The following is a 14,072-nucleotide window of genomic DNA, read 5'->3' on the forward strand; positions in this document are numbered from 1 at the left end:
GCGGGTGGATCAAGATCAAGAGCGGCAGGCGAGCTAACGCTCGGCCCTGTAGGAGCGAGCTTGCTCGCGATGGACGTTAACGATGACGCGGGCTGCCTGAATGCCCGCGGTGTCCTGGCGTTTTTCGCGAGCTTGCCCGCGAAGACGGCGGGACAGTCGACATTGCACTTTCAGCCACACCCCAACATATCGTTTCCACACGCCCGCGTGGGAGTGCGGCCATGGATGCTCCGCGTTACGTTTTTGGCGTTAGCGCGGTGTAGGAAAGCGCCAGAAGTTTCCCACGCAGTTTTCAGGTTGTCCGTCGGAAGCGGGCTGAATAACCTTTGGTGATCGCTGAAATGCTTCAGCGATCGGGCGTGAGAACCCGCAAGAGAGTGTTAATCCAGCGCCAGTACCACCATAATTGCCGCCAGCTTTTCCGCTGCCAGCAATGCTTTATGGCGGCTGTGTGCGGGCAGACCCAGGTCTGGCCGGATTGCTCTCTTGCCGGTTTCTCACTCCGCACATAGCTGCCACCTCTTCGTCCGCGTGAGAAACGGCGAGAGATGGCTCCAATCGATAAGGAGCATATTTTGGATAAGTTAATCCCCGATCCCCCCAGCAACACCACCAAACCCTACAGCCCCCGCACCATGTTCACGATCGTCCCCGACATGGACACTGAAAGCCTCCTCGCCCACGCCTGTGAATCACTGGCTTCAGCCAATGTCATGGCGAGTGATTTCGCCACCTGCCTGACTGGCCCCCAGCGCAACACGGCGCTGGCTATTGCGCAGATCGTCATGTTGGCGGAGCTGGCGGTGAATCGCGCGCTGGATAACCTCGATCCGCAGTAGTTGGCCGACTGACCGCGTTATCGTTCTTCGCGAGCAAGCCCGCTCCCACAGGTCACCACCGAGCCAGTGGGAGCGGGCTTGCTCGCGAAGGCGGCGCAACGATCGCCACCGTCCCTTTGCTCATATTCCTTCCATAAAAAAACCCGGCAAAAGCCGGGTTTTTTGACTGGCATCGAGCTTAAGCGGTGAAGGTTTTGCCTTCGAACTGCTCAGCCACGAATTTCCAGTTGACCAGGTTCCAGAACGCTTCGACATACTTCGGACGCAGGTTGCGGTAGTCGATGTAGTAAGCGTGTTCCCAGACGTCGCAGGTCAGCAGCGGGGTGTCGCCGTTGGTCAGCGGGTTGCCGGCGCCGATGGTGCTGGCCAGGGCCAGGGAACCGTCAGCCTTCTTCACCAGCCAGCCCCAACCGGAACCGAAGGTGCCGATGGAAGTCTTGCTGAACTCTTCCTTGAACTTGTCGAACGAACCGAAAGCCGCGTTGATGGCTTCAGCCAGTGCGCCGGTTGGTTGGCCGCCGGCGTTTGGCGCCAGGCAGTTCCAGTAGAAAGTGTGGTTCCAGACCTGAGCGGCGTTGTTGAAGATACCGCCCGAGGAAGTCTTGACGATTTCTTCCAGGGTCTTGCCTTCGAACTCGGTGCCTGGCACCAGGTTGTTCAGGTTCACGACGTAGGTGTTGTGGTGCTTGTCGTGGTGGTATTCCAGGGTTTCCTTGGAAATGTGCGGCTGCAGGGCGTCGTGTGCGTAAGGCAGCGGCGGCAATTCGAAAGCCATGATGATTCTCCTAATCAGGTCAGTTGCGGTGAGCGCAAGGCCGATCACGGGCGGCCAGACAAGCGCCGGGGAGTTTGTACTCTTTGCGGCGCAGGGAGTCGGATCATAGCACCGGGGGGGCGGCATAACCACGCAACAACTGTGTGGAATAGAGGTTGTGCGAATCAGATGGCCGCGATCAACTGGAACGCTACGGCAAACATCATCACCGCCACCAGCAGATCGAGAATTCGCCAGGTACCTGGGCGGGCGAGCCACGGTGCCAGCCAAGCCGCACCGAGCGCCAGGGTGAAGAACCACAGCAGCGAGGCACTGGCCGCGCCCACGACATAAGCGCCCGGTTCGGTTTGTTGTGCGCCCAGGGAGCCGATCAGCAAAACGGTGTCCAGGTAAACGTGCGGGTTGAGCAACGTCACCGCCAGTGCACTGAGCATTACCGCCCGCAGCGAGCGTACGGTCTGGCTTTCGCCCTGCTCAAGGCTCTGTTTCGAAAAGGCCCGGCGCAGTGCCTGGCTGCCGTACCACAACAGAAACGCTGCGCCGCCCCAGCGGGCAATCGCCAACAGTGTCGGATTTTGTGCCAGTACCGTCGCCAGTCCGAATACCCCGGCCGCCACCAACAGGGCGTCGCAGGCCACGCAGAGGGCCGCTACCGGCAAGTGATGTTCACGTCGCAGGCTTTGCGCCAGGACAAACGCATTCTGGGTGCCGATCGCCATGATCAGGCCGAAGGCCACGAGCAGCCCGTTCATATAACTTTGCCACATGATTGCTTACTCCGCGTTGGCTGCCAGGTCCCGCAGTACTTGCAGGGCGCGGTCGGCGTCGGCCTGGCCGACAAACAAATGGTCGTGGTAGTAGCCGGCAATCACGTTGCAGCTGATGCCGGCCTTGCCCAATGCCGTGGCGAACGCGGCGGTCAGGCCGACCGCTTCGAGGGCCGAATGCACGTTCAAGGTGATCCAGGCGGCGATGTAGTCGAAGCTGAATCCGGCTTTTTCGGCACGGGAACGTTCGAGAATCACCGTCAGGCCTTCCTGCTCGCGGAAGCTGCCGACAACCTCCAGGTCCGCAGGCAATTTGCCGTCGCGCAGGGTGCAGAACACATATTCGCCAGCGTTGAGTTGCGGGCTCATGCTGCGCAGCAGCGTTGCCAATGATGTTTCGCCAGCCATGTGGGTGATCCTTGTTCAAGAGTTCTTGCTGGTCATTGTCCTTGCGAAGGTTGTATAAGAAAAACAAATCATGCTGATCGCTCATTAGGAAAACTGATGTTCGACTATAAATTGCTTTCCGCCCTGGCCGCCGTCGTCGAACAGGCCGGTTTTGAACGGGCGGCCCAGGTGCTGGGCCTTTCGCAATCGGCGATTTCCCAGCGCATCAAGCTGCTGGAAGCACGGGTTGGCCAACCGGTGCTCGTGCGTGCCACGCCGCCAACGCCGACGGAAATCGGTCGACGGTTGCTCAACCACGTGCAACAGGTGCGATTGCTTGAACGGGATTTGCAAAGCCTGGTGCCGGCGCTGGATGAAGAGGGCCTGCCGGAGCGCCTGCGGATCGCCCTGAACGCCGACAGCTTGGCCACTTGGTGGGCGCAAGCCGTGGGAGCATTTTGCGCGGAGCAGCATCTGTTGATGGACCTGGTGGTCGAAGACCAGACCGTGGGCCTCAAGCGCATGCGCGCCGGTGAAGTGGCGGCCTGTGTCTGCGCCAGCGAGCGTCCGGTGGCGGGCGCGCGCAGCGTGCTGCTGGGGGCGATGCGTTACCGTGCGCTGGCCAGCCCCGCCTTTATTGCCCGGCATTTTCCGCAAGGCGTACGTGCCGATCAGTTGGCCCGAAGCCCGGCGTTGGTGTTTGGCCCGGACGATTTCCTGCAGCATCGTTATCTGGCGTCCCTCGGCGTCGAGGGTGGTTTCGAACACCATTTATGCCCGTCGTCGGAAGGCTTTATCCGTCTGACGGAAGCCGGGTTGGGCTGGGGTCTGGTTCCGGAACTGCAGGTACGCGAGCAACTTGAAAGGGGGATATTGCAGGAACTGCTGCCAGATAAGCCAATCGATGTGCCGCTGTACTGGCATCATTGGCGTAATGGCGGGCAGTTGCTGGGGCTGCTCACCGATCAATTGGTACGCGCCTCGAAGCAATGGCTGGTGCCCTTGGACTGACGCGCAGCGTCAAGACCTCACGTAATACGCAAAACGAAATATTCGGAGCAATTCATGAAGATTCTGGTTACCGGCGCAAGCGGCTTCATCGGCGGGCGCTTTGCGCGTTTTGCCCTGGAGCAGGGCCTGGACGTGCGGGTCAACGGTCGCCGGGCCGAGAGTGTGGAGCATCTGGTGCGCCGCGGAGCCGAGTTCGTCCAGGGCGATTTGAGCGACCCGGAGCTGGCACGCGAACTGTGTTCGGACGTCGAGGCCGTGGTGCATTGCGCCGGTGCCGTGGGTTTATGGGGACGTTATCAGGACTTCCACCAGGGCAACGTTCAGGTCACCGAGAACGTGGTCGAAGCCTGCCTGAAACAACGGGTTCGGCGCCTGGTGCATTTGTCGTCGCCGTCGATCTACTTCGATGGTCGCGATCACTTGGGCCTGACCGAAGAGCAGGTGCCCAAGCGCTTCAAACACCCCTATGCCGCCACCAAGTACCTGGCCGAGCAAAAAGTCTTCGGTGCCCAGGAGTTCGGTCTGGAAACCCTGGCCCTGCGCCCGCGTTTCGTCACCGGGGCCGGCGACATGAGCATCTTCCCGCGCCTGTTGAACATGCAGCGCAAGGGGCGCCTGGCGATCATCGGCAACGGTCTGAACAAAGTCGATTTCACCAGTGTGCAAAACCTCAACGAGGCGTTGCTCAGCAGTTTGCTGGCCAGCGGTTCCGCGCTGGGCAAGGCTTACAACATCAGCAACGGCACGCCGGTTCCGTTGTGGGACGTGGTCAATTACGTCATGCGCAACATGGAAGTCCCACAGGTTACCCGCTACCGTTCCTACGGCCTGGCCTACAGCGTGGCGGCGCTCAACGAGGGTGTGTGCAAGTTGTGGCCGGGGCGTCCCGAACCGACGCTGTCGCGACTGGGCACGCAGGTCATGAACAAAAACTTCACCCTGGACATCAGCCGCGCCCGGCATTATCTGGATTACGATCCCAAGGTCAGCCTCTGGACCGCGCTCGATGAATTCTGTGGCTGGTGGAAGGCTCAGGATGTTCGCTGACGTTCGCTTAACCCCCCTTACTGAACCGGATACAGGGCTTCAGGGTCAATGGTTACGGCTGTGGGGTTTATACTGCGCGGCATAAAGCCATTATGTGATTGACTAAGGTTGACTCAATGTCCATGCGTAACGATGCCAACGACGACTTCGATGATGTACCGAGCCTGCGTGCAGACGTTCTCGATGACGATTTTCCGCCCACTGCCCGCACGGCCGTGCAATCGCGCACGGCGCCGGTGGTGAAGGTCAAGGCGGCGGGTACCGGTGCCCTGTGGGCATTGGTCGGGGCGTTGTTCTTCGCATTCGCGGGCCTGGGCTGGTGGAGCTTTCAGCAGATTTCCCTGATGGAACAGCAACTGGTGGCGACCCAGGAGAGCTTTGCGCGAATCAGTGAAGAAGCGGCAGGGCGCCTGCAGGATATTTCCGGAAAGGTTGTTGCCAGCCAGACCAGTGTCACCACCGACAGCGAGGCCCTGAAGCTGCAAATCCGCCAGCTGGAAAGCAAACTCCAGGACCAGAACACCCAGCAGCAAGGTGTTGCCGGCCAGGCCTCGGACCTGGACAAGCGACTGGCGCAAATGACTGCGCAATCCACAGAGCTGGACAAACGTCTGGCGCAGTTGACTGCCCAGAACAACGAACATCAGACAGCCAATACTCAGTTGCAGGCCCAGGTCAAAGCCTTGAACGCTGAATTGGCCGCCCTGAAAAGTGCCCCGTCCGACTCGGAAAAACTCGATGCACAGCTGAAGAGCCTGGGCGCCGATATCACCGCGCTGAAGAAACAAGGCAACCCGAGCGCTGCCATCGAGCGTCTCGAGCAAGACATGATCGTGCTCAAGAGCGAGCAGGACAACCGTCCGGCGGTCACACAGGGCTCGAGCAATACCGCCGAGTTCGATGCGTTCCGCAGCCAGGTCACCCGCAACATCAATACCCTCCAGGCGCAGATCCAGAACCTTCAGCAGCAACTGCGCGCCCGGCAGTAATGTAGAGCGCAAGCATGTCGACTATCAGCGCGTCGGCCAGAGGACTCTGAGGAAGGTCGGGTACTTTCTGGTGCCGGTCGGGTATTACAGCCCTTGAATCGTAGTGACTGTCAGATCGCCTTCGCGAGCAAGCCCGCTCCCACATTAGACCGAGTTCTTCATGAGTACGCGGTCTAATGTGGGAGCGGGCTTGCTCGCGAATACAGGCGACGCGGTCTACCTAGCGAACCTTGTCCTCGCGCCCGCGCAACAGCATGTTCGGCATGACAATCGCTGCCGCCAGCCCCAGCAACGACACCATCGCGCTGACCGTCAGCAAGTGCCGGAACGTCAACAGCAACTCGGCACGCAAGGCGTCCTGCGCGTCACCCGGTGCGGCGTTCAAGCCGTCGAGCAGCACATTGCCTGAACTGCCCTCGACGATCAGTGACGAGCCGGCCAGGTGCGCAAAACTTGAGCCCTGCAACAACGCCAACAGCAGCGCCGACATCAACGCCACACCCACGGCACCACCCAGCGAACGGAAGAGGTTGGTGGTGCTGGTGGCGACGCCGATGTCCCGTTGCTCCACCGAGTTCTGCGTGCCGACCAATGACGTCGGGAACTGCATGCCGGAGGAAATCCCGCAGAGCAACATGAACAGGCTGCTCACGACGAATGCCTGCGGTGGGCTGAACGCCATGCCAATAATTGCGATGGGCATCAGCGCAGCGCCGGTGAGGATCATCGGTTTGTAGCGTCCGGTCACGGAAGTGCGGCGGCCGGCGAAATACGCGCCAATCGGCAAGCCCATGGCCAGCGGCAACAGATGCAGGGCGGCACTGTCGGCACCAGCGCCGGTCACGCTCTGGAAGCGCAATGGCATCAGCACAATCAGCGAGATGGCCTGGAAACTGGTGAAAAAAATCGTGCACCAGCACAGGATCGCATTACGGTTGGCGAACAGATGCATGGGCAGCAAGGGCTCCCGTGCCCGCCGCTCGTGAACGACAAACAGCCCCAGCACCAGCACCGCACACGCGAGCAACGCCAGCACTTCGGGGCTGCGCCAGGAATGGCCCTGACCGACCTGCGTGATACCCAGCAACAACGCCGTCAGCCCGATGATCATCAACACGGTGCCCAGGTAATCGATAACCGGTTTGCGTTGCGGAATCGGCAGGCCGACCAGTGTGCGATTAGCCACCAGCCAGGCGCCCAGGCCCAGCGGCAGGTTGATCAGGAACACCCAGCGCCAGGACAGGTATTCGGTCATGTAACCGCCGAGCACCGGGCCGGCCGCACTGGCCACTGCATACATGCTGCTGAAATAGCCCTGATACCGGCCGCGCTCCCGTGGCGGCACGATGTCACCGATGATCGCCTGGCTTACCGAAATCATCCCGCCGGCCCCGATACCCTGGAAGATTCGCGCCAGTACCAGTTGCTCCATGCTCTGTGCCATGCCGCAGAACACCGACGCCAGGGTGAACAGGCCCATGCCGAACAGCATCAGCTTGCGCCGCCCGTACAGGTCGCCCAGTTTGCCGTAGATCGGCACCGCCACGGTCATGGCCACCATGTAGCCGGAAATCACCCAGGCCAGCAGGCTGACGTCCTTGAACTGCGCGGAAATGGCCGGCATCGAAACGGCGACGATGGTCTGGTCCAGCGCCCCGAGAAAAATCGCCAGCATCAAGGCGATCAGCACGCTGCGGATGGCGGGTTTGGGCGTTTCAGGCTGGCGGAGATTGGTCACGGGAAAACCTGCGGGCAGTGATTGACCCGCAAGAGGCAAGGCGAGCGGGAATGCTCGCCAGTGTAAGTCGGTAGGAAGCTATTCGATAGCCTCATAAGGAAGCCCGACGTAGTTTTCTGCGATGGTTTTTCGACCCGCCTCGGAGTCGATGAAATATTCCAGCTCCGATTCGGCAATGCGCTGGCTGAAGGCATCGTGGTCGTCGAAACGGTGCAACATCGAAGTCATCCACCAGGAGAAACGCTCCGCCTTCCACACCCTGCGCAGACAAATTTCGGAGTACTTCTCCAGCAAATCGACGCGATCTTCGCGGTAAACCTTGAGCAGAATGTTGAACAGGGTACTGACATCACTGGCTGCCAGATTCAGGCCCTTGGCACCAGTCGGCGGGACGATGTGCGCGGCATCGCCGACCAGGAACATCCGCCCGTACTGCATCGGTTCGACCACGAAGCTGCGCAGCGGCGCGATGCTCTTTTCGATGGACGGCCCCGTGACCAGTCTGTCCGCCAACGCTTGCGGCAATCGTGACTTGAGTTCGTCCCAGAAGCGTTGGTCCGACCAGTTTTCGACATGATCGCTGGTGGGCACCTGGAGGTAATAACGGGTGCGTGTCGACGAACGCATGCTGCACAGGGCGAAACCGCGCTCATGGCGGGCGTAGACCAGCTCATCGTGGACCGGCGGGGTATCGGCCAGAATCCCCAGCCAGCCGAAGGGATAGATCCGTTCGAAGATTTTCAGGCTGTCGGCGGGAATCGATTGCCGCGCCACTCCATGGAAGCCGTCGCAACCGGCGATGTAGTCGCAATCGACTCGCCAGGTCTCACCGTCCTTTTCAAAAGTGACAAACGCTTCATCGGTTTTCAGGCCGTGGGGGACGACGTTTTCGGCTTGATAAATCGTCTGCGCGCCGGCCTCCCGACGAGCGGCCATCAGGTCGCGGGTGACTTCGGTCTGGCCGTAGACCATCACGGTTTTGCCACCCGTCAGGGCGTGCAGATCGATGTGTACCCGGCGCCCGTCGAGGGCCAGTTCAAAGCCGCCATGCACCAGTCCCTCGGCGTCCATGCGCTGGTTTACGCCGGCCTGACGCAACAGCTCTACCATGCCTTGCTCAAGCACGCCGGCACGGATTCGGCCGAGTACATAGTCCGGGGTCTGACGTTCTAGAATGAGGGTGTCGATGCCGGCGTTGTGCAGCAATTGGCCGAGCAACAAGCCTGAAGGGCCGGCACCAATGATAGCGACCTGGGTTTTCAGTGTTTTCATTGTTTTTATGACTCGCAAGCTTCACGCGACCAGGGCCGGTGAGTGATTTTTATGGATCGAGTGCTTGCATTTTTCCCTTGCGAGTCTGTCAATTGAAGGTGAAAACTGAGCCGATAGCTGTACATTCTGCCAATCGGTGCGATTATCGCCCGTCATCTATTCCGAGGCCTGGATTGAAGTGATGAACAAGCCTGACCTGCCTTCGATTCCGGTGTTCAAGCTCTACGGTGAAAGCCTGGATTGGCCGACCCCGGACTTGCTGCACTGTGAAACCATTTCCAAACGCAGTAGCGAACATCATTGGGAAATCAAACCCCACCGCCACGCTGATTTGTGCCAGTTGCTCTTCGTATTCAAAGGTCAGGCAGAGCTTGAAATCGAAGGCCAGCGTACGCAACTGGTGGAACCGGCGATCCAGATCCTGCCACCGCTGTCAGTGCATGGCTTTCGTTTTTCCGAGGACGTGGAAGGCTTTGTCGTGACCCTCGCCGCGCCGTTGATCGCCCACCTGCAGATGCAACTGGGGCAATCGGTCAATGCCCTGGCACAGGCCGAAAGTTACCCGGCAGGCAAGGACGCCGAGTACCTCAACAGCCTGTTCAGTGCCTTGCAGAACGAGTACACCAGCCATCAACCGGCGCGGGAAATGCTCATGCATTCGCTGGTCAGTGTGATCATGGTGTGGGTCAGCCGCCAGGTGATCCAGCGTCGCACCGCCATGGCGCGACCGCAGCGGGCCCGGGAATATCTCAACGGCTTTATTCAGCTGGTGGAAGAGACCTATCGCCAGCACGTCAAGGTCGAGGACCTGGCACACCGGCTGGGGATTTCCGTGTCCCACCTCAACGGCACTTGTCGTGAGCTGGCGGGGCAACCGGCGTTGCAGATCGTGCACGAACGGCAGTTGCTGGAGGCCAAGCGTTTGCTGACCTACACCAGCATGACCATTTATGAAATGTCCGACGTGTTGGGGTTTTCCGATCCGACCAATTTCACGCGCCTGTTCCGGCGTCGTGTGGGGATTTCGCCCAAGGCGTTCCGCGACCGCTTGAAAGCCGATCAGGGCAACGAAGCCTGACCCCCTTCGTTACCGGAGGGCATCGAGGGTGGCGTTGTGGGGAACGCAGTGCTCGAAGTTGCAGGTTGCGTAATCACGGGGCAGGTTGCGCAATTGCTCGACGCGCCAGGCTGCAGCGCCATAAAGCCCGAGCGTGACCGCGCAGGTGATGAAGATCGCGAGGTATCTTCTCGTTTTGATGTTCATGGCGTTGACCTCTGAACGAATACCTTTCGGTATTACTTTGAGCATAGGTCAGCGCCTGTGAGTTACCAGCCATGACACGCCATTCAGACCACTGATGACTTCCACTTGTGGGAGCGGGCTTGCTCGCGAAAGCGATATTTCATGCGCAAAATTTGCATTGGATGTACCGACCTCTTCGCGAGCAAGCCCGCTCCCACAAGTGATCCGGTTACAGGCCGATATCCCATTGTGGTTCTTCCGGAAATCTAAGCACCAGAAAATCCAACAAGCTGCGCAATGCCGCCGGCATGTGCTTGCGCGATGCATACACCGCATACACGTTCATTTGCCGGGGTTCGGCCATCGGCAGCAGGCGAATCAATTCGCCGCTGTGGATGTGTACGCCGGCCTGGTACGTGGGCAGCATCGACACCCCGGCGCCGGCGAGCGTTGCGCGCAAAAGCGTGCTGGCCTCGTTGGCGCTGATGTTGCCCTGCACCGGTACTGAAACCTGTTCGCCGTCCTGCTCGAAATGCCAGAGGCTTTTGCCGAAGTAGGAATGGGTCAGGCAGTTGTGCAGGCTCAGGTCCTCGACCCGTTGCGGTGCCGGGTGCTCGCGCAGGTAAGCGGGGGACGCGCAGATCACCGAGCGACAAACCGTAAGGCGACGGGCGATCAGGTTCGGGTCCAGGTCGTTGCTGGTGCGGATCGCCAGGTCGATGCGCTCATCCACCAGGTTCACGGTGCGATCGAGCATCTGCATGTCGATGCTGACGCCGGGGTAGCGTCGCACATAGGCGACCATGGCATCGGCCAGTTGCGCCTGGCCGAAGGAGGTGCTGACGCTGATCCGCAGCAGGCCGCGCGGTGCGTCATCCGGTTCGCTGACGGCGGCTTGCATGTCGCTGGACAAATCGAGCATCTGCCGGCAGCGGGGCAGGATTTCGGTGCCGGCGGCGGTCAGGCTCAATTTGCGTGTGGTGCGGTGCATCAGGCGTGCGCCGACCCAGTCTTCCAGTTCCGCCAGATACCGCGATACCACCGGCCGTGACAGCTCCAGATGATCGGCGGCGGCCGACTGGCTGCCGAGGTCGACCACCGTGACGAACACGCGCATTGCTTGAAGACGATCCATGATTTGCCCGCTTTCAGAAACAAACTATGTTCAAGCATCGCATTTTTTGTACTGAGTCAGGCAACTAAGCTCTGTTCCTCTGTAGGAGCGAGCTTGCTCGCGATGGACTCGAAGACGCCGCGTATAACCGGTATCCCGCGTTATCGTTAACGACCATCGCGAGCAAGCTCGCTCCTACAAAAAGGGCATTCGCCTAGCTAGGCATTCGGACAACGGAGCAACAGATGATCGGATTCACCATTCTCAAGCGTGTTTTGCTGGCAAGCGCCGCCCTCGGTTTTGCCGCCCATGCCAGCGCCTCGACCCTGACGCTGGATGTCTACAACCCTGGCGAAAAAGCCATCTTCCCGGTGACCTCGGTGCTGGTCAGCGGCGAAAAGGAAGCGATTCTGGTGGATGCGCAATTCGGCAAGTCCCAGGCCGAACAGGTGGTGGAAAAAATCCGCGCCAGCGGCAAGCAGCTGACCACCATCTACATCAGTCACGGTGACCCGGACTACTACTTCGGCCTCGATACCCTGACGGCCGCGTTCCCCAAGGCCAGGGTCCTTGCTTCGCAGCCGACCGTTGACCACATCCAGCAAACCGTCGACGGCAAACTGGCATTCTGGGGTCCGAAAATGGGGGGCGATGTACCGGCCAAAACCATCGTGCCAGACGTGCTCAAGGGCGACAGCCTGATCCTCGAAGGGCAGAAGCTGCAGGTGGTGGGTCTTGAGGGCCCGCAGCCGGATCGCAGCTTCGTGTGGATTCCATCGATCAAGGCCGTAGTCGGGGGTGTCGTGGTGGCGCAAAACATCCACGTGTGGATGGCTGACACCCAAACGCCACAGTCCCATACCGATTGGTTGGCTACGCTGCATTCCATTGAAACCCTGAAACCGCAAACCGTGGTGCCGGGTCATTACCTGGGCGACAGCACGGGTTCATTGGCCTCTGTGCAGTTCACCGCCGACTACATCAAGGCCTTCGATGAAGAAACCGCCAAGGCCAAGGATTCTGCCGCACTGATCGCCGCGATGAAAAAACGCTTCCCGACCTTGGGCGACGAAAGCTCTCTTGAGCTGAGCGCCCAGGTCGCGAAGGGCGAGATGAAGTGGTAACCCATTGAGCTACCCAACCTGTTGGAGAATGTCATGAGCAAAATCGCAATCATCGGGGCCACCGGTCGTGCCGGTAGCCAATTGCTGGAAGAGGCCTTGCGTCGCGGCCACAGCGTTACCGCGATCGCCCGCAACACGGCGAAAATCGGTCAGCGTGACGGTGTGGTCAGCAAAGATGTCGATGCCCTCGATGCCGCGGCCCTGCAAGCAGCCGTCGCCGGTCATGATGTGGTGATCAGCGCCGCGCATTTCTCGACGTTGCCGGCGAGTGCCGTTACCGGGCCGGTGAAAAAGGCTGGGGTCAATCGCTTGCTGGTGGTGGGCGGTGCGGGGTCGCTGTTGTTGCCGGATGGCACTCGGGTGATCGATAGCAAAGGCTTCCCTGAGGCTTACAAGGCAGAGGCCAGCGCCGGTGCCGAATTCCTCGCAAACTTGCGTGAAGAGCGGGATCTGGAGTGGACCTTCTTGTCGCCATCGGCCGAATTTGTCGAGGGCGAGCGCACGGGCAAGTTCCGCGTCGGCAAGGACGATTTGCTGGTGAGCAGCGCAGGGCGCAGCTGGATTACCTTTGCCGACTACGCGATCGCGATGCTCGATGAAGTGGAAGCACCGAAGCATTCGCGGCAGCGGTTTACGGTCGGTTATTGAAGATCACTGATCTCCTGTAGGAGCGAGCTCGCTCGTGATGATCGCCAACGATAACGCTGGGAACCTGATACCCCGCGGTATTCTCAGGTTCATCGCGAGCGAGCTCGCTCCTACAAGGTATTGTTCAGCGCGATTGTGCCTGCTCCACCAGCCAGCCCATCAATTCGCGCAACTTCGGCGAAGGCCCGGGTTTTTCGGGGAATACCAGGTAATACGCCAGCCCGGTTGTCACCTTCAATTCGAATGGCATGACCAGCCGCCCGGCGTTCAGGTCATCGCCGATCAGCGACCAGTCGCCAATCGCCACCCCCGTTCCCTGGGACGCCATCGACATCGCCAGGTCCAGTGTTTCGAAATGCTGACCCTTGCCGACATTGCTCAACTGTACATCCGCGGCTTTCAACCAGGCCTTCCAGTCCCGTTCATCGCGGGTCGGATGCAACAGCAGGTGTTGTTGCAGATCGGCTGGAGTCTGCAGGGGCATCGGGCCTTCGAGCATCGGCCTGGAACACACCGGCGTGAGTTGTTCATCGAAGAGCTTTTGCGACATCAATGAATCGTCCGGCGGTGCGCCGTACATCACCGCCGCATCGAACTGCTCGCGATGAAAATCCACGCCGTGCTTGACTGTGGTGGTCAGTTCCACCGGCACGTCCGGACGCTCCCTTTGCCATTGCAACAGACGCGGCAGCAACCAGCGCATGACGCAGGTCGGAGCCTTGAGCTGCAGGGTTTCGCGCTTCTCGCCGATCTGCTCCACCGCCTCGTCGATCAGGCCGAAAATCTGCTGGACCCGCGGCAGCCATTCCCGTCCTTCGGCTGTCAGGTCCAGGCCTCGCGCCTGACGGATGAACAATTCATAACCCAGAAAATCTTCCAGCCCGGCGATCTGCCGACTCACCGCGCCCTGGGTGATAAACAGCTGTTCGGCAGCACGGGTGAAATTGCAGCACTGCGCGGTAATCAGGAATGTGTGCAGTGCCGGCAGGGGAGGCAGTCGTTTCATTGGGATCCAAGGTATGACGTGAGGACATGGCTAGTATGACTTTTTATCCATTGTTGCGGCTATGTGTCGCCCGTTCCAATGAGGCCATTCCCGGGCCTGCGAATCCATCATA

The 14,072-nt window shown here is 60.0% G+C and carries 15 protein-coding genes; 7 read left to right on the forward strand and 8 right to left on the reverse strand.

From position 1 onward, the window contains the following. Window positions 1-575: 575 nt before the first annotated feature. The gene (locus tag ACCD00_RS13560; RefSeq protein WP_413425185.1) at window positions 576-839 is read left to right on the forward strand and encodes a DUF6124 family protein; all 264 of its coding nucleotides are present in this window, start codon (window positions 576-578) and stop codon (window positions 837-839) included. 178 nt (window positions 840-1,017) lie between these two features. Here ACCD00_RS13560 and ACCD00_RS13565 read toward each other — a convergent pair whose 3' ends face one another. The 3 genes from ACCD00_RS13565 to ACCD00_RS13575 all read right to left on the reverse strand — a co-directional run bounded on the left by ACCD00_RS13565 (window position 1,018) and on the right by ACCD00_RS13575 (window position 2,789). Further along, window positions 1,018-1,614 (reverse strand): superoxide dismutase, encoded by a 597-nt coding sequence (locus tag ACCD00_RS13565; RefSeq protein ID WP_007986065.1) that lies wholly within the window; start codon window positions 1,612-1,614, stop codon window positions 1,018-1,020. Window positions 1,615-1,778: 164 nt separating this feature from the next. Next, window positions 1,779-2,381 (reverse strand): LysE/ArgO family amino acid transporter, encoded by a 603-nt coding sequence (locus tag ACCD00_RS13570; RefSeq protein ID WP_413425187.1) that lies wholly within the window; start codon window positions 2,379-2,381, stop codon window positions 1,779-1,781. Window positions 2,382-2,387: 6 nt separating this feature from the next. Then, complete coding sequence (locus tag ACCD00_RS13575; RefSeq protein WP_413425189.1) at window positions 2,388-2,789, reverse strand: ACT domain-containing protein; 402 nt, start codon at window positions 2,787-2,789, stop codon at window positions 2,388-2,390. A 96-nt stretch (window positions 2,790-2,885) separates the two neighbouring features. On the opposite strand from ACCD00_RS13575, the gene ACCD00_RS13580 reads away from it, so the two are divergent. From ACCD00_RS13580 to ACCD00_RS13590, 3 genes are all read left to right on the forward strand, one after another. Then, window positions 2,886-3,779, forward strand: coding sequence for a LysR family transcriptional regulator ArgP (locus tag ACCD00_RS13580; protein WP_413425191.1), 894 nt, complete (start codon window positions 2,886-2,888; stop codon window positions 3,777-3,779). A 54-nt stretch (window positions 3,780-3,833) separates the two neighbouring features. Beyond that, a complete protein-coding gene (locus tag ACCD00_RS13585) occupies window positions 3,834-4,826 on the forward strand; it encodes an NAD-dependent epimerase/dehydratase family protein (RefSeq protein ID WP_413425193.1) in 993 nt (330 codons plus the stop codon). Window positions 4,827-4,942: 116 nt separating this feature from the next. Further along, window positions 4,943-5,815: an ATPase gene (locus tag ACCD00_RS13590; protein ID WP_413425195.1), complete on the forward strand. Its 873-nt coding sequence runs from the start codon at window positions 4,943-4,945 to the stop codon at window positions 5,813-5,815. Window positions 5,816-6,035: 220 nt separating this feature from the next. Here the strand turns inward: ACCD00_RS13590 and ACCD00_RS13595 are convergent, their stop codons facing one another. Next, entirely contained in the window at window positions 6,036-7,553 is a 1,518-nt protein-coding gene (locus ACCD00_RS13595; RefSeq protein ID WP_413425197.1) for an MDR family MFS transporter, read from the reverse strand. Between the two features lie 78 nt (window positions 7,554-7,631). Further along, on the reverse strand, window positions 7,632-8,816 hold the full coding sequence (gene pobA, locus ACCD00_RS13600; RefSeq protein WP_413425268.1) for a 4-hydroxybenzoate 3-monooxygenase: 1,185 nt from the start codon (window positions 8,814-8,816) through the stop codon (window positions 7,632-7,634). A 190-nt stretch (window positions 8,817-9,006) separates the two neighbouring features. Between pobA and ACCD00_RS13605 the strand changes: the two genes are divergently transcribed. Then, window positions 9,007-9,903: a helix-turn-helix domain-containing protein gene (locus ACCD00_RS13605; RefSeq protein WP_413425199.1), complete on the forward strand. Its 897-nt coding sequence runs from the start codon at window positions 9,007-9,009 to the stop codon at window positions 9,901-9,903. Window positions 9,904-9,912: 9 nt separating this feature from the next. Here ACCD00_RS13605 and ACCD00_RS13610 read toward each other — a convergent pair whose 3' ends face one another. Further along, window positions 9,913-10,089 (reverse strand): hypothetical protein, encoded by a 177-nt coding sequence (locus ACCD00_RS13610; protein ID WP_413425201.1) that lies wholly within the window; start codon window positions 10,087-10,089, stop codon window positions 9,913-9,915. 208 nt (window positions 10,090-10,297) lie between these two features. Beyond that, a complete protein-coding gene (locus ACCD00_RS13615; protein ID WP_413425203.1) occupies window positions 10,298-11,203 on the reverse strand; it encodes a LysR family transcriptional regulator in 906 nt (301 codons plus the stop codon). A 224-nt stretch (window positions 11,204-11,427) separates the two neighbouring features. Between ACCD00_RS13615 and ACCD00_RS13620 the strand changes: the two genes are divergently transcribed. Together ACCD00_RS13620 and ACCD00_RS13625 are read left to right on the forward strand one after the other, a co-directional pair. Beyond that, a complete protein-coding gene (locus tag ACCD00_RS13620; RefSeq protein WP_413425205.1) occupies window positions 11,428-12,306 on the forward strand; it encodes an MBL fold metallo-hydrolase in 879 nt (292 codons plus the stop codon). 33 nt (window positions 12,307-12,339) lie between these two features. After that, window positions 12,340-12,954 carry an NAD(P)-dependent oxidoreductase gene (locus tag ACCD00_RS13625; protein ID WP_413425207.1) on the forward strand — a complete coding sequence of 205 codons (615 nt, stop codon included), beginning with the start codon at window positions 12,340-12,342 and terminating at the stop codon, window positions 12,952-12,954. Window positions 12,955-13,078: 124 nt separating this feature from the next. Here ACCD00_RS13625 and ACCD00_RS13630 read toward each other — a convergent pair whose 3' ends face one another. Continuing rightward, entirely contained in the window at window positions 13,079-13,960 is an 882-nt protein-coding gene (locus ACCD00_RS13630) for a LysR substrate-binding domain-containing protein (protein ID WP_413425209.1), read from the reverse strand. Window positions 13,961-14,072: the final 112 nt, after the last annotated feature.

This window comes from Pseudomonas sp. Pseusp3, from assembly GCF_047304225.1.
Lineage (GTDB): Bacteria > Pseudomonadota > Gammaproteobacteria > Pseudomonadales > Pseudomonadaceae > Aquipseudomonas > Aquipseudomonas fluorescens_CD.

Coding starts and splice junctions, on each gene's coding strand:
- ACCD00_RS13565 (WP_007986065.1), bottom strand. CDS start 1,614: ATGGCTTTCGAATTGCCGCCGCTGCCTTACGCACACGACGCCCTGCAG.
- ACCD00_RS13570 (WP_413425187.1), bottom strand. CDS start 2,381: ATGTGGCAAAGTTATATGAACGGGCTGCTCGTGGCCTTCGGCCTGATC.
- ACCD00_RS13575 (WP_413425189.1), bottom strand. CDS start 2,789: ATGGCTGGCGAAACATCATTGGCAACGCTGCTGCGCAGCATGAGCCCG.
- ACCD00_RS13580 (WP_413425191.1), top strand. CDS start 2,886: ATGTTCGACTATAAATTGCTTTCCGCCCTGGCCGCCGTCGTCGAACAG.
- ACCD00_RS13585 (WP_413425193.1), top strand. CDS start 3,834: ATGAAGATTCTGGTTACCGGCGCAAGCGGCTTCATCGGCGGGCGCTTT.
- ACCD00_RS13590 (WP_413425195.1), top strand. CDS start 4,943: ATGTCCATGCGTAACGATGCCAACGACGACTTCGATGATGTACCGAGC.
- ACCD00_RS13605 (WP_413425199.1), top strand. CDS start 9,007: ATGAACAAGCCTGACCTGCCTTCGATTCCGGTGTTCAAGCTCTACGGT.
- ACCD00_RS13610 (WP_413425201.1), bottom strand. CDS start 10,089: ATGAACATCAAAACGAGAAGATACCTCGCGATCTTCATCACCTGCGCG.
- ACCD00_RS13615 (WP_413425203.1), bottom strand. CDS start 11,203: ATGGATCGTCTTCAAGCAATGCGCGTGTTCGTCACGGTGGTCGACCTC.
- ACCD00_RS13620 (WP_413425205.1), top strand. CDS start 11,428: ATGATCGGATTCACCATTCTCAAGCGTGTTTTGCTGGCAAGCGCCGCC.
- ACCD00_RS13625 (WP_413425207.1), top strand. CDS start 12,340: ATGAGCAAAATCGCAATCATCGGGGCCACCGGTCGTGCCGGTAGCCAA.
- ACCD00_RS13630 (WP_413425209.1), bottom strand. CDS start 13,960: ATGAAACGACTGCCTCCCCTGCCGGCACTGCACACATTCCTGATTACC.